The organism is Pseudidiomarina halophila (assembly GCF_003987215.1).
Lineage (GTDB): Bacteria > Pseudomonadota > Gammaproteobacteria > Enterobacterales > Alteromonadaceae > Pseudidiomarina > Pseudidiomarina halophila.
Genome location: NZ_PIPW01000001.1, coordinates 364,996 through 383,407, shown reverse-complemented (window position 1 = coordinate 383,407; position 18,412 = coordinate 364,996). Strand labels below are relative to the sequence as shown.

The window sequence follows — 18,412 nt, the reverse complement described above, 5'->3', positions numbered from 1 at the left end:
TACGGGACATCATTTGCGCCGTAGTTTACCAATATACTTGGGTTCACGCCAACTTAAGGGTTAAAATAGCAGCCTTATTCAAGTCGAACGAAGGAATTGTTGCTGCTATGGCACAGTATATCTACTCAATGTCGCGGGTGAGTAAAGTTGTCCCGCCGAAAAAGACCATCTTAAAAGACATTTCGCTGTCGTTTTTCCCGGGCGCCAAAATCGGCGTATTAGGTCTAAACGGTGCGGGTAAATCCACCCTCTTGCGCATTATGGCAGGCGTCGATAAAGAGTATGAAGGTGAAGCACGCCCGCTGGCCGGTATCGACATCGGTTACCTGCCACAGGAGCCACAGCTCGACGAATCCAAAACCGTTCGCGAAACTGTTGAAGAAGCCGTTGCCGAGGTGAAAAACGCGTTGACCGAACTGGATGAAGTCTACGCTGCCTACGCTGACGAAAATGCTGATTTTGATGCTCTGGCAAAACGTCAGGGTGAGCTGGAAGCCATTATTCAGGCCAAAGACGGCCATAACCTTGAGAATATTCTCGAGCGTGCTGCTGACTCGCTGCGGCTGCCGCCATGGGACAGCAAAATTGGTGTTCTATCCGGTGGTGAGCGCCGCCGCGTGGCCATCTGTCGTTTGCTGTTAAGCAAGCCTGACATGCTGCTGCTTGACGAACCGACCAACCACCTGGATGCCGAGTCTGTCGCCTGGCTGGAAACCTTCCTGCACGAGTACGATGGTACTGTCGTAGCCATTACCCACGACCGTTATTTCCTCGACAATGTGGCCGGCTGGATTCTGGAACTTGACCGCGGTTACGGTATTCCATGGGAAGGTAACTACTCGTCCTGGCTGGAACAGAAAGAAAAACGCCTTGAACAGGAAGAAAAGAGCGAAAAAGCCCGCCAGCGCAGCATTAAGCAGGAGCTTGAATGGGTGCGGCAGAATCCGAAAGGCCGGCAGGCGAAGAGCAAAGCCCGTATGTCGCGTTTTGAAGAATTACAAAGTGGTGATTATCAGAAGCGTAACGAAACCAATGAGCTGTTTATTCCGCCAGGTCCACGCCTGGGTGATAAAGTGCTCGAGGTTGAGCATCTGCAGAAAGCTTACGATGGTCGCGTGTTGATCGACGATCTAAGCTTCAGTGTCCCTAAAGGTGCGATTGTCGGCATCATCGGTCCGAACGGCGCGGGTAAATCTACCTTATTCCGGATGATCACCGGCAAAGAGCAGCCGGACGGCGGTAAAGTTGAACTGGGTGAAACCGTACAACTCGCCAGTGTCGATCAGTTCCGTGACAACATGGATGACAAGAACACCGTCTGGCAGGAAATTTCAGAAGGTCAGGATATCCTGCGCATTGGCAACTTTGAGATCAACAGCCGTGCTTACGTCGGTCGTTTCAACTTCCGTGGTAACGATCAGCAGAAGCGCATCGGCGAATTGTCCGGGGGTGAGCGTAATCGCGTGCATTTGGCGGCGCTGTTGAAAGCCGGCGGTAACCTGTTGTTACTCGATGAGCCAACCAACGATCTTGACGTCGAAACATTGCGGGCATTGGAAGAAGCCCTGCTCGAGTTTCCGGGTTCAGCAATGGTGATTTCGCACGACCGCTGGTTCCTTGACCGAGTTGCGACTCACATCCTTGATTACCGTGACGAAGGCCAGGTTAACTTCTACGAAGGTAACTACACGGATTATGAAGCCTACATGAAGCAAAGCCTCGGCGAGCAAGCGATGCAACCGCACCGCATGCGTTATAAACCGATCGGCTAAGTTGGTAATTAAGTACTGCAGGAACGTTCGCCTATTTGGCGAACGTTCTCTTCTCCAGGGTTCCGGGAGCAAACTGATCGACCGCAATAGCAGCGATACGAAGCTTCTCAACTTTCTTCAGGCTTTTCGCTTCATCAGCACTTAATAAATCTGCTTTACGCGCCGCTTTGACCAATTCATCTCCAGCCAAATCTTGCGGTATTTCGCCGCGCTTCTCAGCTTTCTGCAGACGCTTATAAATGGCTTCATGGGCTTTCATAGCGGTAAACGCTAACTCCATATGCCCCGTCATATCCTTCGGATCATCTTTCCAGTAGCAGAGGAAGGTATGCCGATCGCGGGTAACTCCAGGTTCCATCATGCTGTCTGCAATGTCCTGCAAGACCTCATCTTGTGGCGCCTGATAATGGATGCCGAACGGGAAAATGGCAAGTCGCAGACTCCAGGCAATAGGCCGGTTAGGGAAGTTAGCAAAAAACCCATTAAAAGCTTCACCTATAGCATGCAGGTGGTGTTGTATCGCATAGTCGACATAAACCAAATCACTATTTTGTCTACCGTCGTCTTCGTAGCGTTTCAATACCGCCGAGGCCATGTATAAGTGACTAAGTACGTCACCAAGACGGGCAGAAAGCATTTCTTTTCGCTTCAAATCGCCGCCCAGAATCAACATTGCCACATCTGCCGTCAATGCCAACGCCCGGCTCATCCGGGTCAAATGCTGATAATAGCGCGCCGTCGGCCCACTAACAGGGCTCGAATTGAACCGGGCACCCGTCAGTCCCATCCACAAGCTACCGAAGAAATTACTGGCGGCAAAGCCAATATGCTTCAACAACAGCCCGTCAAACTCGCGCAATCCCTGTTCTTCATCCGGATTCGCCGCAGCTTCCATCTCTTTTAGTACATAAGGATGGCAACGTGTTGCACCCTGCCCGAAGATCATCAGGTTTCGGGTCAGAATATTAGCGCCTTCAACGGTAATTGAAACTGGTGTGGCCATATAGCCATGCCCGAGGTAGTTTTTTGGTCCAAGCTGAATGCCTTTACCGGCATGCACGTCCATTGCGGCTTCAATCACCTGCCGTCCCATCTCAGTCATGTGGTACTTGGTCATCGCCGTAATGACTGACGGACTTTTTCCTTCGCACAGGGCGGCAACAGTTAGCCGGCGCATGGACTCAATGGTGTAGTTGGTCCCGCCAATACGGCCCAAAGCTTCCTGCACACCTTCAAACTTGCCAATCGGCAGGCCGAACTGTTGGCGGACATAAGCATAAGCACCGGTCATCCGCTGCGCCAGATGTCCGGTTGCCGTCGCCAGGGCTGGCAGTGAAATGCCACGGCCTGCCGACAGGCATTCCATCAACATGCGCCAGCCTTTGCCAGCGTAGTCCTGACCGCCGATAATCCAGTCTAGTGGGATGAAAACATCTTTACCGTAGGTGGTCCCGTTCATGAACGCCTGATTAAGGGGTAAATGGCGTTCTCCGGTTTCCACACCCGGATGATCCGTAGGAATTAACGCACAGGTAATACCGATATCTTCCTGATCACCGATTAAACCATCAGGATCATAAAGCTTAAATGCTAAGCCAAGCACTGTCGCAACGGGCGCCAGCGTAATGTAACGCTTGTCCCAGTTGAGACGAATACCGACCACTTCTTCACCGTCATGTTCACCTTTGCAGATGATACCGGTATCCGGTATCGCCCCCGCATCAGACCCAGCTTCCGGAGCCGTCAGCGCAAAGCAGGGAATATCGGTGCCGTCAGCTAAACGAGGCAGCCAATAGTTTTTCTGCTCATCCGTGCCGTAATGGGTTAACAATTCGCCAGGGCCAAGGGAATTTGGCACCATGACTGAAACTGCAGCACTTATCGAGCGTGTGGCTATGCGCGAAACAATATGTGAGTTTGCCGCAGGTGAGAAATCAAGACCGCCAAACTCTTTACCAATGATCATGGCAAAGAATTTCTCTTTGCGGATGTAATCCCATACCTTCTTCGGCATGTCGCAGTCCTGCTGCACGATTTTAAAATCATCAAGCATAGCCAGCAGAGTTTCTAACTGATCATCAATGAACGCCTGTTCATCTTCAGTGAATTGCGGCGGTTTCGCTTGCTGGAATTTGTGCCAGTCCGGACGGCCACTGAAAAGCTCGGCGTCCCACCATACATCGCCGGCGGTCATGGCTTCACGTTCGGTGTTGGAAAGTGGTGGCAGAACACGTTTGAAAAACGCAAACATGGGCCGGCTGATCAAGCTGCGCCGGATCTCTTTAACCGCGAATATCAGCACGACGGCTACGACTAAAAGAATGAAAATTTCCATAACCTACCTTTCTATTTGTATTTGGTAATCTTGTGTTTGGTAATGATGTTCCGTATTCGTTTGAATGCTACTCAGCGACAGTGGCATCCACGCCACCCGCTAAAAACGGGATTAAGCGATCAATCACCTGGTCTGCAGCGACGGCCTCACCAAAGTCAGCTGCGGCAATTTCACGCAATGCTGGTCCTGAAACTTGCGCAAAAACCGTAGCGCCTAATACAAAGTGTAGACGCCAAAACATATCGATGGGACTTAATTGTGGATTTGCCTGATGCAGGGTGTCGAGCAACAGCGCCATAACGTCACCAAACTGGTCCATGGTATAGCGTCGCAAGTGTCCCTGAATTTCCGCGTAAGCATAGCCCAGCAAACTGAGAAATAGCGTAGGTCCATGTTTGCGAACGTGTCGCAGCTCGGCTAATGGCGTACGAAAACATTCAAAAACATCACGGGTAGAAAAACCCGCATCCAGCTGGGTTAACTCAGTCGCCAGCGATGGCATGAATACTTCCAGGTAACGTGCCATTACTGCTTGAATCAACGCTTTTTTTGAGCCAAAGTGATAATTTACTGAAGCAAGATTCACCTCGGCTTCAGCGGTGATTTGGCGCAGCGAAGTTTGCTTGAACCCGTGTTCCGCAAACAACACCTCTGCGGCGTCTAATATTTTATCTTTGGTCGTTGCTCGCTTCGTCATAGAAACGTCTCACTTTTTAGCTGTTTGTTTAGAACGTACATTTTAAACATGCGTTTTAATTTTAGATCAGTTTAGCATAATCTCGTGCCAGCGGAAGGACTTAGAACAATGAATAAACTTACCCATCTACTCTACCTTAGTGTGATTGCATTTTTAGCCATAGCCCTATGGCAGCAAGCAACAACTCCTATGCCGGCGGACTCTCTGACCAGCGCGAATACTGAAAATATGAAAGTTCCAAACCGCGCCGATATTCAGGCCCCCGCTGCGCAACCAATACCCTCAGCAGAATCCGGTGAAACGGTTTCCGGTGAAACACAGAGCGCCACCCTGACATCAGCTGATAACGAAGCAAACGAAAACGCAGAGAGCAACGTTAACAACAGCGCCGAAATCGACGAAACTCTTGAGCAATTGCGCGGTAAGCTATCGACAGAACAGCTGGACGACCTGATTCGTAGGCATCTTCTGGTTGATGGGTTGGAAGAACGCATGCAGAGCGAAGCCATCGATCAGGACTGGGCTTATTTCATGCAAGAAAGCATCACTCATGTGTATGAAGATAATGAACAGTTACAAACAGCAGTGCTCAATAGCATCGAATGTCGCACCACCATCTGCGTGGTTGAGTTTAGTGGTTTGGATACCCCGATGGACTATATGTCGAATTTCCATGCCGCGATGGTTCAGTCGAGCTGGTTCAGCACCGACTATCGCACTGCGATGATTTCCAATCCAGGGGATAATACGCATCGCATTCAAATTTTCCGCCCGTAACAAAAAAAAGGCGCTCAACTGAGCGCCTTTTTCTTTGTCGTTCGCGATCAATTGCTGGTATCTAATTCCGCAAAGCTCTTGACTAAATTATCGACGTCCTGCATCTGCTGCAAATAAGGCTCGAGTTTTGCAAGCGGCAGAGCGCAGGGTCCATCACATTTTGCCTGATCTGGATCCGGATGAGCTTCAATAAACAAGCCAGCTAAGCCCAGCGCCATTCCCGAACGTGCCAGCACAGCAGCTTGCGCCCGCCGTCCGTCGGCTGAGTCCGCACGACCACCTGGCCGTTGCAATGCGTGCGTGGCGTCAAACATCACCGGTGCCATTTGTCGCATTTCGTCCATGCCGAGCATGTCTACAACTAAATTGTTGTAGCCGAAAGAGCTGCCACGCTCGCACAAAATAACCTTGCGATTATCAGCTTCGGCAAATTTTTTCAAAATATGCCGCATTTCCTGAGGTGCAAGAAACTGTGGCTTCTTCACATTGATCACTGCCCCGGTTTCGGCCATCGCCACCACCAGGTCGGTCTGACGCGCCAGAAATGCAGGCAATTGCAGGATATCGGCTACTTCAGCAACAGGTTTCGCTTGCTGCGGTTCATGTACGTCGGTAATGATGGGTACATTAAAGGTGCGCTTGATCTCCGCAAATATCTCCAGTCCTTTATCTAGTCCCGGGCCCCGATAAGAATGAATCGATGAGCGATTGGCTTTATCAAATGAGGCTTTAAACACGAAGGGTATTCCTAAGCGCTGCGTCACTTCAACGTAATGCTCAGCAACTTGCATCGCCAGATCGCGCGACTCAAGTACATTCATGCCGCCAAATAAAACGAACGGCAAGTGGTTTCCCACCTGCACGTCGCCAACTTTAATAATTTGCGTATTGATCACATTAATTCCTTAGCCGGTAGCGATGACGCGAAGGATTTGTCCACAAATATAGGCCATGTAAGTACCAAGCGCATAACCTAACACTGCCAGCAATACACCGACCGGCGCCAGCGACGGATGGAATGCTGACGCAACCACCGGTGCCGAAGCCGCACCACCGACATTGGCCTGACTACCCACAGCCATGTAAAACACCGGAGCTTTTAGCAAGCGCGCGACGCCTAGCATAAGGCCGGCATGCACCAACATCCAGATAGCACCAATCAAGAAATATTTAGGCACTTCAACAATCGCACTGATATCCATTTGCAGACCAATAGTGGCGACCAGCAGATAGACGATCAGAGAACCCATTTTTGAGGCACCTACTCCTTCAAGCTTACGCGCCGGCGTAAAGGACAAAGCTACACCCAGGGTCGTTGCGATTACGATCAACCAGAAAAATTTCTTATCTAAACTGAAATCCACGAGTGCAGGAACGTTCTCGGCGATATAAGGCGCGAGAAAATCCGCGCCTAAATGACCGATGCCCGCCACACCGAAACCAACCGCCAGAATGAAAATGAAGTCGGGAAGTTTCGCTTCGCGTCGGTGTTCCGATTCGTAGCTTTCAATCCGCGTTTTAATACTTTCAATGGCGCTGGTATCCGCACCAATGCGTTGATCAATTTTCTTGCTGTTGCCGGCCATAAATAACAAGACCGCCAACCATAAGTTGGCAACAATGATATCGACCGTCACCATTGCCGAAAATATTTCACCACCGACTTCGTAGACTTCTTTCATTGCCGCCTGGTTTGCGCCGCCGCCGATCCAGCTACCGGCCACGGTTGTCATACCGCGCCATACAGCTTCAGGTCCAGCGCCATCGAGCATTTCAGGGAAAATCAATGAGACCAGCAGCAATGCGATAGGTCCGCCAATGACGATACCCAGGGTACCGGTCAGAAATAAAATCAGCAGCTTTGGCCCCAACCGGAGAATCGCTTTTAAATCGAGACTTAAGGTAAGTAGAACCAAACACGCGGGCAGCAAATAGGACATGACTAACGGGTAAACACCGGTAGTTCCGCCAGCGACAATGCCAAAGGTATTTAACAGCGAAGGAATGAAGTAACACAATAACAGCGCAGGTACCCACTGGTAAAACTTCTGCCAAAAGGAGTGAGTACTTTGCTGGGTATAGAAAATGACGCCAAGAATAACGGTCAGAAGACCAAAAATAACGCCATCATTAGTAATTAAAGGAGTTGCTTCCACGACTACCTCTTTATTCTTATTTTAGTGGATGTTTAGACGCCAGAGGTTAATGCAGAACCGTCTGTGGCGTGGTCCAGTTTTCAAGTTGTAAGCGCAACAGCTGTGCGCTTGGATCATCGGGGCATTGTTCGACAAAATACTGATAGTCGTCAACCGCAACATGATTACAGTCAAGTTCTTCAAGAATGTAGCCGCGATCCCGAATCTCGTAAGGGTCATCAGGTAATACGGCAAGCAACATGTGCACTGTAGTCAATGCGTCGGCAAACCGCCGATCTGCGATCAATGCATGCTTTAATTCGGACAGGTAACGCACAATCACCGTCTTTTGATCCGCAGCTTCCAGCATTTCCCAGCTAAAGTCCTCGTCGTCTTCGTCGGTCGCGTCTTCAAAACGCTCCTGCACCTGTTGATCCAGCAGCAATTCACCATTGCTAGGGTCAACGAAGTAGCTGCACTGTTCATAATCAAAGCGCAACAACGGATAACCTGGGAAGTCGATGAGTTCCAGAACTAAACCATGATAGGAGGCAGCTTCTTGTAGTAGCAGAGCCAGAGTCAGTGGTTCTCCGGTACGCAAGCGAATTGCCCGGTCAAGCAGAACCCGCTTGGTGGTCAACATCGACTCTGGCGCTTTACTGAACGCAAACTGAAAATAGAACTGTTTACAGAGTTCCCGCAACCGTTCACTCCCCTCTTTTTCAGCCAACTCAGAATTGTCTTTAAGACCATTTAGCTGCTGGTAAAAGGAGCTGACATAATGATCACTGTCAGAATTAAACACACGGCTCACCTCCCAAAGAATTTCAATAGTGGGAAGGAGCTCATGATCAACGTGTTCAAGGTACGAAAACTGCATACAATCCTATTTTTTTAACCGATAAGAGCTTGTTTCGAAAAAGCGACATGAAACAAGAAACCGATCCAGCCTAAAGCGACGATAAAACCGCCGTAACGGAACGCTGGAGTAGTTGCTTTCATTGCCACTAAGCCAAACACTATGTAGCCAATCAGGCCTAATAATTTGTTACCTAACCAGGCGGTATCCCATGGCCACTGCTGCCAATGCAGCAGCATGCCAACAATTGTCAGCAACAATAAGGTGTCAATAATGTGCGGTACAATTTTGACCCATTTTTGTTGCGCAACTTTGGCATCGATACACCGCCAAAAAAATCGCAACGCGAATAATACCACACTTAAGACTACAAAAGTGACGTGGAGATGTTTCAAAGCTTCAAATGGAATCACGTGTCGTCCTCTTCTTGCTGTTGTTGTTGGACCGCTTGCCAGGCTTGCGGATAATTGTGTTTTAATAAATCATTAATCTGATCGAGCCGACGCTGCAGGCTTTGTCGTTGTCGCTCCACGCGCATGATGTCACGGTACGAGCGTAACGCCGACATCACGCTGGTGAACAATTTCTGCGAAGTAAGCTCGGTTTTTGCTTTGTAATCATTAATATCGTAATTCATTACCACGGCACGTTCGGGCGCCTGCCCCGGTTGCCCGGTCCGCAAAATAATGCGGGTGAAGCGATTTTCACGATCACGGCGGATATAGTTCGCGACCTGAAGACCAGCATCATCGGTTTCCATGACCACATCTAATAAGGCGATGGCCAAATCGGGATGCTGGTCGATCTGCTGTTTTGCCTCTGCCAGTGAGTGCGCACTAATAAACTCCAGTCCCGCGCCCTCAAAAAGCACGTCCATCAGTGCCAGCCGTGTTACTGCATGAACTTCTTTTTCATCATCGACAATAAGTAACTTCCATTTCACCTTAGTATTCGACGTTTCCGCTTTCGCAGGCTCTTGCGGATCATTGGCAAAAATAAAATCATTCGACATGGTTAACTGCGCTCCTTGTTTTTCCACCAGTGTGGCGCCACTGACCATAGCTAATGCGTTCCAGATTAGCATAATCCCTGCCACTCGCTACAGCTGTATAGCCTGCAGCCGTTAAATAGTCCCGGCAGGCAGCGGCTTGTTGCCAGCCATGTTCAAGCACTAACCAGCCGCCATCATTGAGAAAGCTCCGCGCCTGAGCAATGATGTGCATCAGATCAGCCAGACCTTCTTGTTCAGCGACCAGCGCGGAGTGAGGTTCGAAGCGCACGTCGCCCTGTTGTAAGTGCGGGTCGTCAGCAGCTATATAAGGTGGATTGGCAACAATAGCATCGAAACCGCCTGTCTCAGCTGATTGCAGCGCGCTAAACCAATGACTTTGCATGACCTTAAGATCGAGTTCCAGACGAGCGGCGTTGCGCTGCGCTAAAGCCACTGCCGCCGGGGATTGGTCCAACGCGACCAGCGACCAGCCGGGCCGTTCGCTTTTCAGTGCCAGCGCGATGGCACCGGTGCCAGTCCCCAAATCGAGTACCTGCGCCTGCTGCGGCAGGTCAAGTTGCAGCACCCTGGCGACCAGTATTTCAGTATCGGGACGCGGAATTAAAGTGCTGTCATTGACCAACAGCTCAAGTGACCAGAATTCCCGGGTGCCGGTTAAGTGTGCAACTGGCTTTCCGCTCGCCCGGGCTGCGACCAGGTTCGCGTACTGTTTTTGCTGCTGCGCATCGAGCTCGCGCTCGGGCCAGGTATGCAAATAGGTGCGGGATTTATTCAACACATGCGCCAGCAACACTTCCGCATCCAGACGCGCCGATGCGCTGCTGTTGAGCTGCCCCTGCGCCCATTCTATGGCTGCACGCAGAGACTGCGCTGGCAGTGATGCTGTCATTAACCCTGAGCTTCGGCTAGCGCCGCAAGCTGATCGGCCTGGTGCTCTTGCACGATCGCATCAAGCAGCAAATCCAGTGAACCGCCCAGCACCTCATCCAGCCGATAAAGGGTCAGGTTGATCCTGTGGTCACTCACGCGGCCCTGGGGATAGTTGTAAGTTCGAATGCGCTCAGAGCGATCGCCACTACCTACCAGGCTGCGACGAGTGGTTTGCTCTTCCTGCTGGCGTTTGTCGTCGGCCTGTTGCTGTAAGCGAGCCTGCAACACCGACATGGCTTTGGCCCGATTTTTGTGTTGTGAACGCTCGTCCTGACACTCAACCACGAACCCTGAAGGTAGATGGGTGATGCGTATTGCGGAATCCGTACGGTTCACGTGCTGGCCACCAGCACCTGAGGCACGGAAAGTATCTACGCGTAGATCAGCTGGGTTGATCTCAATAGCTTCCGCTTCCGGTACTTCCGGTAACACCGCCACCGTGCAGGCCGAGGTATGGACCCGACCCTGGGATTCAGTTTCTGGCACACGCTGTACCCGATGGCCGCCAGATTCAAACTTCATGCGTCCATAGGCTCCGTCGCCGGAGATATGCGCAATGACTTCTTTGTAACCACCGTGTTCACCTTCATTGGCGCTCACAATGCTAACTTTCCACCCTTGCTGCTCAGCATAACGGCTGTACATACGGAACAGGTCACCGGCAAAGATAGCGGCTTCATCGCCTCCTGCTCCGGCCCGGATCTCAAGGTAACACGCCCGGTCATCGTTGGGATCGCGCGGCAACAGCAAAATTTGTAACTGTTCTTCAAGCTCTTCTTGCTTAGCCTGGGCGCTATCAAGCTCCATCTGGCCCATTTCACGCATTTCGGCATCATCTTCGGCCAGCATTTCTTCAGCAGCCTGAGCGTCTTCCTGTACCTGTTGATAATCGCGAAAACATTTTACCAATTCTTCTAACTGCGAGTATTCCCGCGACAAAGCGCGAAAACGATCTTGATCAGCAATAATCCCCGCGTCACTGAGTAAGTGCTGGACTTCTTCATAGCGTTCGAGCAAAGCTTCAAGCTTACGGGTAATTGAAGGATTCATCATTGCAAAGAAACCTTAGTCGTTATCATTATAGATTTGTTGAAATATGGCCAAGGTCTGATAATCGCCTTTTGCCCCGGCCTCACGCATCATCCGTGTGGGTGCGTGCAGGAATTGATTGGTTAAACGTTGGGTTAACTCACCCAGTACTTCTTCTGCAGGCTTGCCGGCCGCGAGTTGATTGCGCGCCCGTTGTAATTGTTCCTGCGCCAACTGATCTGTCTGTTGCCGGAAGTCACGCAGGATATCGACGTGATCAAGGGTCCGCAACCAGCTGATAAAGCTTGCGGTTTGTTCTGCGATCATGCTGTGTGCCTGACTCGCTGCTTCCTCGCGGTTACGCAGGTTTTCCTGAATAATGCCCTGTAAATCATCGACACTATACAGGTACGCATCATTGAGTTCGTTCACCTGAGCTTCAATATCACGAGGCACCGCCAGGTCAATCAACAACATGGGTTTGCGCCGGCGCTGCTTCAGGGCACTCTCGATTAAGCCTTTACCAATGATAGGCAGGGTACTGGCGGTAGAGCTGATAACGATATCAGCCTGCGGCAGTAACTCGGGTAATTCACCGAGAGTATGAGCCTGACCGCCAAACATACCTGCGACAGCTTCTGCGCGCATTAACGTCCGATTGGCAACACTGAGGCGCTTGACCCCGATTTCAGTAAGATGCTGGGCAACCAATTCGGCGGTGTCCCCTGCGCCCACCAACAGCACTGAAGCCTGATTTAAATCGGCAAATATCTGCCGCGCCAGATTGACCGCTGCAAATGCCACGGAAACGGCATTCTCGCCGACCGCAGTTTCACTACGCACCCGTTTCGCAATATGAAACGTCTGTTGAAACAAACGCTCTAAAATTCCGCCGACGCTGGCCTGATTCTTGGCAAATTGAAAAGCCTGCTTTACCTGCCCTAAAATCTGCGGCTCACCAAGGATAAGTGAATCCAGGCCACTGGCGACCCGCATCAGATGGTCAATGGCTTCAGCATCCGTATGGCAGTAGCTGTGTTCTTGCAATAGGGTTGCTGATACCCCATGGTACCCTGCTAACCAGCCCAGCAGCAGATCCGCAGACGGCCCGTCATGACCATCCGCGTGACAATAAATCTCGGTACGGTTGCAGGTCGAAACAATAACAGCTTCGCGCACACCTGGTTGCGCTCGCAAGGCCGGCAAGGCCTGATGCAGCTGCTCAGGAGAGAAGGCAATTTGCTCGCGCAAATCAACCGAAGCGGTTTTATGGTTAACACCGAGTGCAAAAATAGTCATAATGAGAACGTATGCGAGCCTCTGGCACTGCGAAACGCCGCTAATTGTACGTTAAAGGCCGGATGATGAAAAGCACACCAACTGCGGGAAACCCTGATGAAAGTACGTCTACTGCTAATCGTTGCCTTACTCCTGAGTGGCTGTGCGGCAGCACCTCCGGAAATTCCGCTGAGTGAAGTCGATCGTAATGCCGCTGCTCGCCACCAGCAGGCCATAGCCAGCTTGACTGACTGGAGCATCAGCGGACAAATCGCGATGATTAATCTCAATGAGGATGACCGTGACGCGGTTTACCTTGAGTGGAGTCACACCCCTGCCAAAATGAATCTGCGTTTTTATCATCCGTTGAAAGGCACCCTGGCGCGGCTCGAGGAAGATCTTACCGGTGCCACCTTCTTCGATCAGGATGGGCAGGCTTATTACGGCGTCACTGCCGAGCAACTGATTGCACGCATATTCGATTATCAGCTGCCCTTGCAGCTGCTCAGCGAGGTCATCACCGGCCGGCGACCGGAGGACGCAGTGCAACTGAGCTATCAGTTGCATGAGCTGAACGGTCAGCCTTACGCCACGTTGAATCGGTATGTAGTGACCACCCCGACGCAAAATTGGCAGGTTGAGCTAAGCAACTACCAGGCTGAGCAACAGTATCTGCTCGCTCATCAACTGGAACTTGCCAGCGCCGAATGGCGAATCAAACTCAAGGTCCGCCAGTGGAAACTTTAATTCTTCCGGCGCCAGCCAAACTCAATTTATTTCTGCATATTACCGGTCGGCGCGAAGATGGGTATCATGAGCTGCAGACTGTATTTCAGTTTCTGGATGCCCAGGACAGTCTCAGCTTTACCCGGTTAGTGACACCAACACTGGAGTTTCAGTGTTCCGATCCCGTCCTCGAGAACGACGATAATCTGGTGGTGCGTGCCGCACGCCTGTTGCAGCAGTGGGCACAGGAAAACCAGCTGCCACCACAAGGGGTGCGCATTATTCTCGACAAACGATTGCCTTACGGTGGTGGTTTGGGTGGTGGTTCATCGGATGCTGCAACCACTTTATTAGCACTGCGCCAGCTATGGCAGTTGCCGATCAGTACCTCTGATTTATTGCTTCTTGGCTTACAGCTTGGTGCCGACGTGCCGGTATTTGTTAATGGCCATGCTGCGTTTGCGGAAGGTGTTGGCGAACAGCTTACCCCGGTAACGCCGAGCAGCCCCTGGTACCTGGTCGTTGATCCTAGAGTGCAGATAAGCACAGCGAGTATCTTCCAGCATCCGGACCTGCGGCGCGATTGCCCGCCTATTGCCAGCCATGACTGGCAGAGCCAACAAACAGAAAATGTAATCGAACCTTTGGTCCGACGTTTGTATCCCGAAGTTGCCAATGCCCTCGACTGGTTGGTAGAATACGCGCCGACTCGGCTTACCGGTACCGGAGCATGCCTGTTCGGATCATTTGAAAGCCAAGAGATGGCACGCGCTGCCCTTGCAAGGATGCCTGCACAATGGACCGGATTTGTCGCGCGAGGCCTGAATGAATCCCCGGTCTGCCAGCTACTGCGGCAGGCTTCAACTGACAACCTGACCAACCATGATTGAGGTTTAGTGTGCCTGACATGAAGCTTTTTGCTGGCAACGCCACGCCAGAACTCGCCCAGAAAATTGCTGACCGACTCTTTATTAAACTCGGCGACGCCGAAGTAGGCCGTTTTAGTGACGGTGAAATCAGCGTTATGATTAATGAGAACGTCCGCGGTTCTGACGTTTTTATTCTGCAATCTACCTGCGCACCAACCAATGACAACCTGATGGAACTCATCGTGATGGTTGATGCGCTGCGCCGTGCTTCTGCCGGTCGTATTACCGCAGTAATGCCCTATTTTGGCTATGCTCGCCAGGATCGCCGGGTACGCTCAGCACGGGTTCCTATTACCTCTAAAGTTGTCGCTGACTTTTTATCCAGCGTTGGCGTTGATCGCGTGTTGACCGTCGATTTACATGCCGAACAGATTCAAGGCTTTTTCGATGTTCCGGTCGATAACGTATTCGGTAGCCCGGTACTACTCGAACATCTGCGCCAGCAGGAGTTCTACAACCCGGTCGTCGTCTCGCCGGATATTGGCGGTGTAGTGCGCGCACGTGCTATCGCCAAACTGTTGAACGATATTGACCTGGCGATTATCGACAAACGTCGCCCACGCGCTAATGAATCACAAGTCATGCACATTATTGGTGACGTTCAGGACCGTGACTGCATCATCGTTGACGATATGATCGACACCGGCGGCACCTTGTGTAAAGCCGCTGACGCATTAAAAACAAACGGCGCACGACGGGTATTCGCTTACGCTACCCACCCTGTATTTTCAGGTAATGCGGTGAAGAATATTCGCGAATCAAACATTGATCAGGTGATCGTTACCGATAGCATTCCGTTGAGTGCCGAAATGAAAGCACTGGACAAAGTTCATCAGCTTACCCTCAGTGGCATGTTGTCTGAAGCCCTACGCCGCGTCAGCAATGAAGAGTCTATCTCGGCAATGTTCGAGTATTGATTGAATTTCGAGGGCGCGAGTGGTACTATTCCGCGCCCTCGAAATTGACAAAAAGAATTTCAGGAAAGTGTCGGGTATTTGGTCGCGAATAGCCGGCTTATTTTTATTTAACGGAGACACTCCATATGTCGACTATAGATTTTACTATTCAAGCAGAACTGCGTCAGGATACAGGGAAAGGTGCGAGCCGCCGCCTGCGTCGCGCAGAAAAAGTGCCTGCAATTTTGTACGGTGCGAACAAAGAAGCGGTTTCGCTAACCTTGGATCACAACAAAGTGAACAACATGGCGGACTTCGAAGCTTTTTACTCGCACATTTTGACTTTAGTCATTGACGGCAAAAAGCATCAGGCGATCTTGAAAGATATCCAACGCCACCCTTACAAGCCAAAACTGACTCACCTTGACTTCCAACGCGTTGAGAAAGGTCAGAAATTGCATACTCACGTTCCATTGCACTTCCTGAACGAGACGACTGCGAAAGGCGTAAAAGACGACGGCGGTGTTATCGTTCACCATGTGAACGACGTGGAAGTTACGTGCTTGCCGAAAGACTTACCAGAATATCTGGAAGTTGATGTAGCAAACCTTGAGATGGGTAGTAACCTGCACTTGACCGACCTGCAATTGCCAAACGGCGTTGAACTGGTTGAGTTGACGAAAGGTGAAGATCACGATCAGGCGGTTGTATCTATCGTTGCACCACGTATTGAAAAAGAACCAGAACCAGAAGCTGAAGAAGTTTCTGCGGAAGTTCCAACCACTAAAGAAAGTGAAGAAGGCGAAGACGAAGACAAGCAAGACAAAGAATAAGTCTGTCATGTCGACAATTCGTTTAATCGTGGGCCTGGGTAATCCAGGCCCCGAATATTTGCAAACCCGCCACAATGCAGGCTTCTGGTTGGTCGAAGAATTCGCTCGCCGACACGGACAAACCTTGCAGCCCGAACCTAAATATTTTGGCCACACCGCCCGCTTGCAAAAAGGCAGTTGGGACGTACGTTTACTCGAGCCCATGACCTTTATGAACAAAAGCGGCAAGGCAGTAGCGGCACTTGCAAACTTCTTTAAGATCCAACCTGATGAAATCTTAGTGGCTTACGACGAGCTCGACTTACCACCCGGTGTGGCAAAATTTAAAACCGGTGGGGGTAGTGGCGGTCATAATGGAATTAAAGATATCACCGCGGCTATTGGTAGCCCGGACTTTCATCGCTTACGTATTGGTATCGGTCATCCTGGCCATAAAAGTAAAGTGACAGGTTATGTACTCGGTAAAGCTCCGGCTGCCGAACAGCATCTGATGGACGATACCATTACGCAAGCCTGCACCAGCATCGAGCTATTGATAAATGGCGACATGCGGGCAGCACAACAGCAATTACACAGTTTCAAAGCACAGAGCGAGAATTAAGATGGGATTTAAATGCGGTATCGTTGGTTTACCTAACGTTGGTAAGTCAACCTTGTTCAACGCCCTCACCAAAGCAGGTATTGAGGCAGCTAACTTCCCATTCTGCACCATTGAGCCAAACACTGGTGTGGTTGCGGTTCCTGATCCGCGTTTAAATGAGCTGGCTGCAATCGTTAATCCGCAGCGGGTGCTACCGACGACCATGGAGTTCGTCGACATTGCCGGATTGGTAAAAGGCGCTTCCAAAGGCGAAGGCTTAGGTAACCAGTTCCTTGCTAACATTCGTGAAACCGATGCTATCGGCCACGTCGTGCGCTGCTTCGAAAACGATAATATTGTCCACGTTGCAGGCAAAGTTGACCCGCAAGCCGACATTGAAATCATCAATACTGAACTTGCATTGGCTGACTTAGACAGTGTTGAAAAAGCTATTCATCGCCAGTCGAAGAAAGCAAAAGGTGGTGACAAGCAAGCAGTCGCCGAGATTCAGGTGCTGGAAAAGCTGTTACCGGCGCTGGAAAATGGCGAGATGGCCCGCTCCATCGCTCTGACTAAAGATGAGCGCGCGACCATTCGTTCGTATAATTTATTAACTCTGAAGCCGACCATGTACATTGCCAACGTCAATGATGATGGCTTCGAGAATAATCCGTACTTAGATAAAGTCCGCGAAATTGCTGCTAACGAAGATGCAATCGTGGTTCCTGTCTGCGCCGAGATCGAATCGGAAATCGCCGAGCTTGATGATGACGAGAAAGCTGAGTTTATGGCCGACCTTGGTATTGAAGAGCCAGGCCTGAACCGGGTCATTCGTGGTGGTTATGAACTACTGAACTTGCAGACCTACTTTACCGCTGGACCGAAAGAAGTTCGCGCCTGGACCATTCCGATCGGTGCGACCGCGCCACAAGCCGCTGGTAAAATTCATACCGACTTTGAAAAAGGCTTTATCCGCGCAGTCGTGGTGGCATTTGACGATTACGTCACGCACAAAGGTGAGCAAGGTGCTAAAGAAGCCGGCAAACGCCGCGAAGAAGGCAAAGAATATATCGTAAAAGACGGTGATGTGATTCTGTTCCGCTTTAACGTTTAACTGCATACGCTCTAATCGAAAAAGGCCGCTACTGAAGCGGCCTTTTTTATTATTCGCAATGCTTATGCAGCGCAATCACTGACCCACAATTTCCCCATGAAACTCCGCCAATATCGCCAATAATCGATTCTGGGTGCTGACCGCAATCCCCTCTTTTTCCATGGCGGTAATTAAGTCTTCAACAATGGCATTAAACTCGGCTCTGGTGATCGCCATCCCCGTATGCACCTCCACCATGTCAGCTCCTGTATATTCACAAGGGCCGCCGGTCAGTTCACACAAGTGCTGGCTTAGCATACGGTGGAAACGGTCGATATCGACGTTATCAAAATGGTGGATAACGCGCTCGTCCTGAGCGATTTCCAGTACAAACACCGCCATCAGATCGCTTATGCCCTGTTTCGCGCCCAACTCCTGATAGAGTGACGCATCCGTGCGGGCTTGCGCGGTTGTTGAGCCTAGCAATAGCGCCAGCGCAGCAAGCAGAATTGCAAAGTAATTCATCGCCTC

19 protein-coding genes are annotated in these 18,412 nt (G+C 50.8%); 8 read left to right on the top strand and 11 right to left on the bottom strand.

The genetic code is table 11. From position 1 onward, the window contains the following. The first annotated feature begins 107 nt into the window (after positions 1 to 107). Positions 108 to 1,772 (top strand): energy-dependent translational throttle protein EttA, encoded by a 1,665-nt coding sequence (gene ettA, locus CWI69_RS01750; protein ID WP_126761322.1) that lies wholly within the window; start codon positions 108 to 110, stop codon positions 1,770 to 1,772. Between the two features lie 31 nt (positions 1,773 to 1,803). Here ettA and CWI69_RS01745 read toward each other — a convergent pair whose 3' ends face one another. Then, positions 1,804 to 4,107, bottom strand: a complete 2,304-nt coding sequence (locus CWI69_RS01745) for an acyl-CoA dehydrogenase (protein WP_126761320.1) — start codon at positions 4,105 to 4,107, stop codon at positions 1,804 to 1,806. Positions 4,108 to 4,174: 67 nt separating this feature from the next. Next, the gene (gene psrA / locus CWI69_RS01740; RefSeq protein WP_126761318.1) at positions 4,175 to 4,804 is read right to left on the bottom strand and encodes a TetR family transcriptional repressor PsrA; all 630 of its coding nucleotides are present in this window, start codon (positions 4,802 to 4,804) and stop codon (positions 4,175 to 4,177) included. A gap of 108 nt (positions 4,805 to 4,912) precedes the next feature. Here psrA and CWI69_RS01735 point away from each other — a divergent pair, with 108 nt between their 5' ends. Further along, positions 4,913 to 5,581: a hypothetical protein gene (locus CWI69_RS01735; protein WP_126761316.1), complete on the top strand. Its 669-nt coding sequence runs from the start codon at positions 4,913 to 4,915 to the stop codon at positions 5,579 to 5,581. Between the two features lie 47 nt (positions 5,582 to 5,628). Here the strand turns inward: CWI69_RS01735 and kdsA are convergent, their stop codons facing one another. Genes kdsA through hemA form a run of 8 tightly spaced genes read right to left on the bottom strand, consistent with a single transcriptional unit; the run spans position 5,629 to position 12,845 of the window. After that, complete coding sequence (kdsA, locus tag CWI69_RS01730; RefSeq protein ID WP_126762791.1) at positions 5,629 to 6,474, bottom strand: 3-deoxy-8-phosphooctulonate synthase; 846 nt, start codon at positions 6,472 to 6,474, stop codon at positions 5,629 to 5,631. 12 nt (positions 6,475 to 6,486) lie between these two features. Then, the gene (locus CWI69_RS01725; protein WP_126761314.1) at positions 6,487 to 7,737 is read right to left on the bottom strand and encodes a DUF819 family protein; all 1,251 of its coding nucleotides are present in this window, start codon (positions 7,735 to 7,737) and stop codon (positions 6,487 to 6,489) included. Between the two features lie 46 nt (positions 7,738 to 7,783). Beyond that, positions 7,784 to 8,596: a tetratricopeptide repeat protein gene (locus CWI69_RS01720; RefSeq protein WP_126761312.1), complete on the bottom strand. Its 813-nt coding sequence runs from the start codon at positions 8,594 to 8,596 to the stop codon at positions 7,784 to 7,786. 14 nt (positions 8,597 to 8,610) lie between these two features. Continuing rightward, positions 8,611 to 8,988, bottom strand: a complete 378-nt coding sequence (locus tag CWI69_RS01715) for a SirB2 family protein (RefSeq protein ID WP_241971014.1) — start codon at positions 8,986 to 8,988, stop codon at positions 8,611 to 8,613. Further along, positions 8,985 to 9,587: a response regulator gene (locus tag CWI69_RS01710; protein ID WP_126761310.1), complete on the bottom strand. Its 603-nt coding sequence runs from the start codon at positions 9,585 to 9,587 to the stop codon at positions 8,985 to 8,987. The genes CWI69_RS01715 and CWI69_RS01710 overlap by 4 nt, the downstream gene beginning before the upstream one ends. Beyond that, entirely contained in the window at positions 9,577 to 10,476 is a 900-nt protein-coding gene (gene prmC, locus CWI69_RS01705) for a peptide chain release factor N(5)-glutamine methyltransferase (RefSeq protein ID WP_126761308.1), read from the bottom strand. The genes CWI69_RS01710 and prmC overlap by 11 nt, the downstream gene beginning before the upstream one ends. Then, complete coding sequence (prfA, locus tag CWI69_RS01700; RefSeq protein WP_126762787.1) at positions 10,476 to 11,567, bottom strand: peptide chain release factor 1; 1,092 nt, start codon at positions 11,565 to 11,567, stop codon at positions 10,476 to 10,478. Before prfA ends, prmC begins: the two co-directional genes overlap by 1 nt. A gap of 15 nt (positions 11,568 to 11,582) precedes the next feature. Beyond that, positions 11,583 to 12,845: a glutamyl-tRNA reductase gene (gene hemA / locus CWI69_RS01695; RefSeq protein ID WP_126761306.1), complete on the bottom strand. Its 1,263-nt coding sequence runs from the start codon at positions 12,843 to 12,845 to the stop codon at positions 11,583 to 11,585. Positions 12,846 to 12,941: 96 nt separating this feature from the next. On the opposite strand from hemA, the gene lolB reads away from it, so the two are divergent. The 6 genes from lolB to ychF all read left to right on the top strand — a co-directional run bounded on the left by lolB (position 12,942) and on the right by ychF (position 17,902). Continuing rightward, positions 12,942 to 13,571: a lipoprotein insertase outer membrane protein LolB gene (lolB, locus tag CWI69_RS01690; protein WP_126761304.1), complete on the top strand. Its 630-nt coding sequence runs from the start codon at positions 12,942 to 12,944 to the stop codon at positions 13,569 to 13,571. Next, positions 13,559 to 14,440 carry a 4-(cytidine 5'-diphospho)-2-C-methyl-D-erythritol kinase gene (ispE, locus tag CWI69_RS01685; protein ID WP_241971013.1) on the top strand — a complete coding sequence of 294 codons (882 nt, stop codon included), beginning with the start codon at positions 13,559 to 13,561 and terminating at the stop codon, positions 14,438 to 14,440. The genes lolB and ispE overlap by 13 nt, the downstream gene beginning before the upstream one ends. Before the next feature lie 8 nt (positions 14,441 to 14,448). Next, entirely contained in the window at positions 14,449 to 15,396 is a 948-nt protein-coding gene (locus CWI69_RS01680) for a ribose-phosphate pyrophosphokinase (protein WP_126761301.1), read from the top strand. A gap of 125 nt (positions 15,397 to 15,521) precedes the next feature. Next, positions 15,522 to 16,208: a 50S ribosomal protein L25/general stress protein Ctc gene (locus tag CWI69_RS01675; RefSeq protein WP_126761299.1), complete on the top strand. Its 687-nt coding sequence runs from the start codon at positions 15,522 to 15,524 to the stop codon at positions 16,206 to 16,208. 7 nt (positions 16,209 to 16,215) lie between these two features. Beyond that, positions 16,216 to 16,809: an aminoacyl-tRNA hydrolase gene (gene pth / locus CWI69_RS01670; protein ID WP_126761297.1), complete on the top strand. Its 594-nt coding sequence runs from the start codon at positions 16,216 to 16,218 to the stop codon at positions 16,807 to 16,809. A 1-nt stretch (position 16,810) separates the two neighbouring features. Then, positions 16,811 to 17,902, top strand: coding sequence for a redox-regulated ATPase YchF (gene ychF / locus CWI69_RS01665; RefSeq protein ID WP_126761295.1), 1,092 nt, complete (start codon positions 16,811 to 16,813; stop codon positions 17,900 to 17,902). 75 nt (positions 17,903 to 17,977) lie between these two features. Here ychF and CWI69_RS01660 read toward each other — a convergent pair whose 3' ends face one another. Further along, positions 17,978 to 18,406, bottom strand: coding sequence for a group I truncated hemoglobin (locus tag CWI69_RS01660; RefSeq protein ID WP_126761293.1), 429 nt, complete (start codon positions 18,404 to 18,406; stop codon positions 17,978 to 17,980). Positions 18,407 to 18,412: the final 6 nt, after the last annotated feature.

Coding starts and splice junctions, on each gene's coding strand:
- ettA (WP_126761322.1), top strand. CDS start 108: ATGGCACAGTATATCTACTCAATGTCGCGGGTGAGTAAAGTTGTCCCG.
- CWI69_RS01745 (WP_126761320.1), bottom strand. CDS start 4,107: ATGGAAATTTTCATTCTTTTAGTCGTAGCCGTCGTGCTGATATTCGCG.
- psrA (WP_126761318.1), bottom strand. CDS start 4,804: ATGACGAAGCGAGCAACGACCAAAGATAAAATATTAGACGCCGCAGAG.
- CWI69_RS01735 (WP_126761316.1), top strand. CDS start 4,913: ATGAATAAACTTACCCATCTACTCTACCTTAGTGTGATTGCATTTTTA.
- CWI69_RS01720 (WP_126761312.1), bottom strand. CDS start 8,596: ATGCAGTTTTCGTACCTTGAACACGTTGATCATGAGCTCCTTCCCACT.
- CWI69_RS01710 (WP_126761310.1), bottom strand. CDS start 9,587: ATGTCGAATGATTTTATTTTTGCCAATGATCCGCAAGAGCCTGCGAAA.
- prmC (WP_126761308.1), bottom strand. CDS start 10,476: ATGACAGCATCACTGCCAGCGCAGTCTCTGCGTGCAGCCATAGAATGG.
- prfA (WP_126762787.1), bottom strand. CDS start 11,567: ATGAATCCTTCAATTACCCGTAAGCTTGAAGCTTTGCTCGAACGCTAT.
- hemA (WP_126761306.1), bottom strand. CDS start 12,845: ATGACTATTTTTGCACTCGGTGTTAACCATAAAACCGCTTCGGTTGAT.
- lolB (WP_126761304.1), top strand. CDS start 12,942: ATGAAAGTACGTCTACTGCTAATCGTTGCCTTACTCCTGAGTGGCTGT.
- CWI69_RS01675 (WP_126761299.1), top strand. CDS start 15,522: ATGTCGACTATAGATTTTACTATTCAAGCAGAACTGCGTCAGGATACA.
- pth (WP_126761297.1), top strand. CDS start 16,216: ATGTCGACAATTCGTTTAATCGTGGGCCTGGGTAATCCAGGCCCCGAA.
- ychF (WP_126761295.1), top strand. CDS start 16,811: ATGGGATTTAAATGCGGTATCGTTGGTTTACCTAACGTTGGTAAGTCA.
- CWI69_RS01660 (WP_126761293.1), bottom strand. CDS start 18,406: ATGAATTACTTTGCAATTCTGCTTGCTGCGCTGGCGCTATTGCTAGGC.